Below are 2504 nucleotides of genomic sequence, written 5' to 3'. Positions count from 1 at the left end.
GCCCCGCGTCACGGCCAGCGCGGCGCGGGCGGTGGCCAGCCTCGGGTCGCGCGCGCCCTCGCGGCGCGCGGCCTCCTCGAACGCCTCCTCCGCCTCGGCGAGCGCGCCGATGCGGTGCCGCGCCAGCCCGAGGGCGTGGAACACGGCCGCCGACGCCGCGGGGAGCGCGCTGGCCTCGCCGAGCACCGCGGCGGCCTCCGACCACCGGCGCTCGCGCAGCGCGAGGAGGCCGAGCTGGAGCCGCGCGTCGACGTCGGAGGGGTGCAGCTCGAGCACGCGCCGGAACTCGCGGGCGGCGATGTCGAGCATCCCCGCGCGCGCGAAGGCGCGCCCGAGGTTGCGGTGCTCGTCGAGGCGGGCGGGCGCGTTGGACGCCTCGGCGGGGACGCTGCGGCCGATCCGGCGCGCGAGCCCGCGCCGCAGCAGGTCGAACAGCGCGCGCGCGACCTCGAACTCGCCGAGCCCCGCGTCGTCGGCCAGCCGCGCGATGTCGCGCCGCCCGTCGAGCAGCGGGAGGACGCGCTGCTGCTCGGGGGTCAGCGTCGCCGGGTCCACGGGCGCGGCCACGCCGGCGAACACGGCGTCGCTCCCCTGCACCTCGGTGGCGATGAGCGTCAGCTCGTCGGCGCGGCGCGCGCCCTCGAGCAGCAACGCGCCGGGGTCGAGCGCGAGCAGCCGGTCGCGCGGGTCGGCGCGCACGTCCGCCTCGAACGAGAACGTCCCCTCGGTCCACGCGAGCAGCGTGTAGACCGCGTCCTCGACGTGCTCGCGCACGTGGCGGTCGAGCGTCGCCTGGTCGATGGCGCCGCGCCGCAGCAGCACCTCGCCGAGGCGCGTCCCCGGCTCCCCCGCCTGCTCGGCGAGCGCGGCCCGCACGTCGGCCTCGTCGACCGCGCCCACGCGCACCAGCGACTGGCCGAGGCGGTCGCGCCGGTTGACGAGCGACGCCGAGACGACGCGCCCGCGCTCGAAGAAGATCGAGCCGAAGTCGCCCGGGCGCGCGACGCTGAGGCACCCGGTCTTCTGCCCGAGCGCCAGCAGCTGCAGCACGTCGGAGAGGCCGGCCTCGGAGAGGGAGCCGCGGATCGCCATCGCGCGCTACGCCGCGTCGGGGAGGAGGCCGGCCACGTCGGGCCAGCACGCGACCCACACCTCCGGGTCGACGCGCAGCGGCGGGCGGGCGCCGCCGCGGGGGCGTGCAGCTCGGTCCACCAGCGCCTGCGCCTCGGCCATGCGCGCGGGGTCGCGGAACGCCTCGTGCGCGCCGAGTGCGGGGTCGAGCGCGGCGACCTCGCGCGCCAGCGCGCGCAGCGGCGCCACCACCTGCGCGAACGCGGCGAGCAGGCCGTCGACGTCCGGCTCCTTCTCGAGCCGCAGCGCGCGCTCGATCACGCCGGTGGCGACGCCCTCCGCCTGCCAGCGCGCCGCCGCCTCGCCGAGGCGCACGGAGCAGGGCGGCACGCTCGACGCGGCGGCGCTCGCGCCGTCGGCCATCAGGTCGTCGAACAGCGCGTCGCCTTCCAGCGCGGGCGAGGTGAACGCGGTGAACGCGGCCGGGGGCGCGGCCGGGGGCGCGGCCGGCGGGGTCGCGGGCGCGGGAGCCGGCGGGGGGCCGGACGCGGCGGCGGGCGCGGTCGGCTCGTCGGCGGCCACGCGCATCGGGCTCAGGCCGCGGGGGCGGCGCCGCTCGCGATGCGCTTCAGCACGAGCGCGCAGGCCGCGCGCATCGTCTCGAACACGTTGACGCCGCCCAGCGCGTCGGCCGCGAACTCGGGGGCGCCGCGGAAGTTGAACTGCTCCGACAGCTCCTCGGGCGTCATCAGCAGCTCGGGGGGCAGGTCCTGCTTGTTCCACTGCAGCACCATCGGCATGGTGCGCGGGTCGACGCCGTGCGTCGCCAGCTGCTCGTGCAGGTCCTGGAAGCTCGCCAGGTTCTCCTCGAGCTGCCGGCGGCGGCTGTCGGCGACGAACACCACGCCGTCGGCGCCCTGCAGCACGAGGCGGCGCGTGGCCGCGTAGTACGACTGCCCCGGCACCGTGTACAGCTGGAAGCGCGTCGCGAAGTTGGCGACGACGCCCAGGTCGACGGGGAGGAAGTCGAAGAACAGCGTGCGGTCACCCTCGGTCGCCAGCGACACCATCTGGCCGGCGCGCCCCGCGGGGAGCCGGTCGTGGACGTGCCGCAGGTTGCTCGTCTTCCCGGACCGTCCCGGCCCGTAGTAGACGATCTTGCAGGTGATCTCGCGGGTGACGTAGTTGACGAGCGGCACGGGATCCCGGGTGGCGTCGCGGCAGGCGTGGCGTCAGGTCACGGACGATCGAGCGCGGACGACGGAACGGCGGCGCCGGCTGCGGCCGGGGGCGTGACGGCGGTGGCCGCGCAGGAGACGACCCCCTCGCGCACCAGCGCCGCCAGCTCGCGCGCGAGCTCCAGCGGGTCGCGCCCGAGCGCGGCCGCCAGCGCGACCACGTCGCGCGCGCCGTCGACCTCGGCGAGCAGCGCC

4 protein-coding genes are annotated in these 2504 nt (G+C 77.8%); all 4 read right to left on the bottom strand.

What is annotated here, in order from left to right:
• On the bottom strand, nt 1-1092 hold a 1092-nt coding region (locus PYV61_RS24100), incomplete at its 3' end, for a DUF4388 domain-containing protein (RefSeq protein WP_275836421.1).
• Between the two features lie 6 nt (nt 1093-1098).
• Complete coding sequence (locus tag PYV61_RS24095) at nt 1099-1659, bottom strand: hypothetical protein (protein WP_275836420.1); 561 nt, start codon at nt 1657-1659, stop codon at nt 1099-1101.
• Nucleotides 1660-1664: 5 nt separating this feature from the next.
• Nucleotides 1665-2270: a GTPase domain-containing protein gene (locus PYV61_RS24090; protein ID WP_275836419.1), complete on the bottom strand. Its 606-nt coding sequence runs from the start codon at nt 2268-2270 to the stop codon at nt 1665-1667.
• A gap of 38 nt (nt 2271-2308) precedes the next feature.
• Nucleotides 2309-2504 (bottom strand): hypothetical protein (locus tag PYV61_RS24085; RefSeq protein ID WP_275836418.1); only part of this gene is annotated, 196 nt, incomplete at its 5' end.

The sequence above is a fragment of the Roseisolibacter sp. H3M3-2 genome (assembly GCF_029211165.1).
In the GTDB taxonomy this organism is placed as follows: Bacteria; Gemmatimonadota; Gemmatimonadetes; order Gemmatimonadales; family Gemmatimonadaceae; genus Roseisolibacter.
The sequence above is the reverse complement of the archived record's forward strand: the minus strand, read 5'-3'. Positions and strand labels throughout refer to the sequence as shown.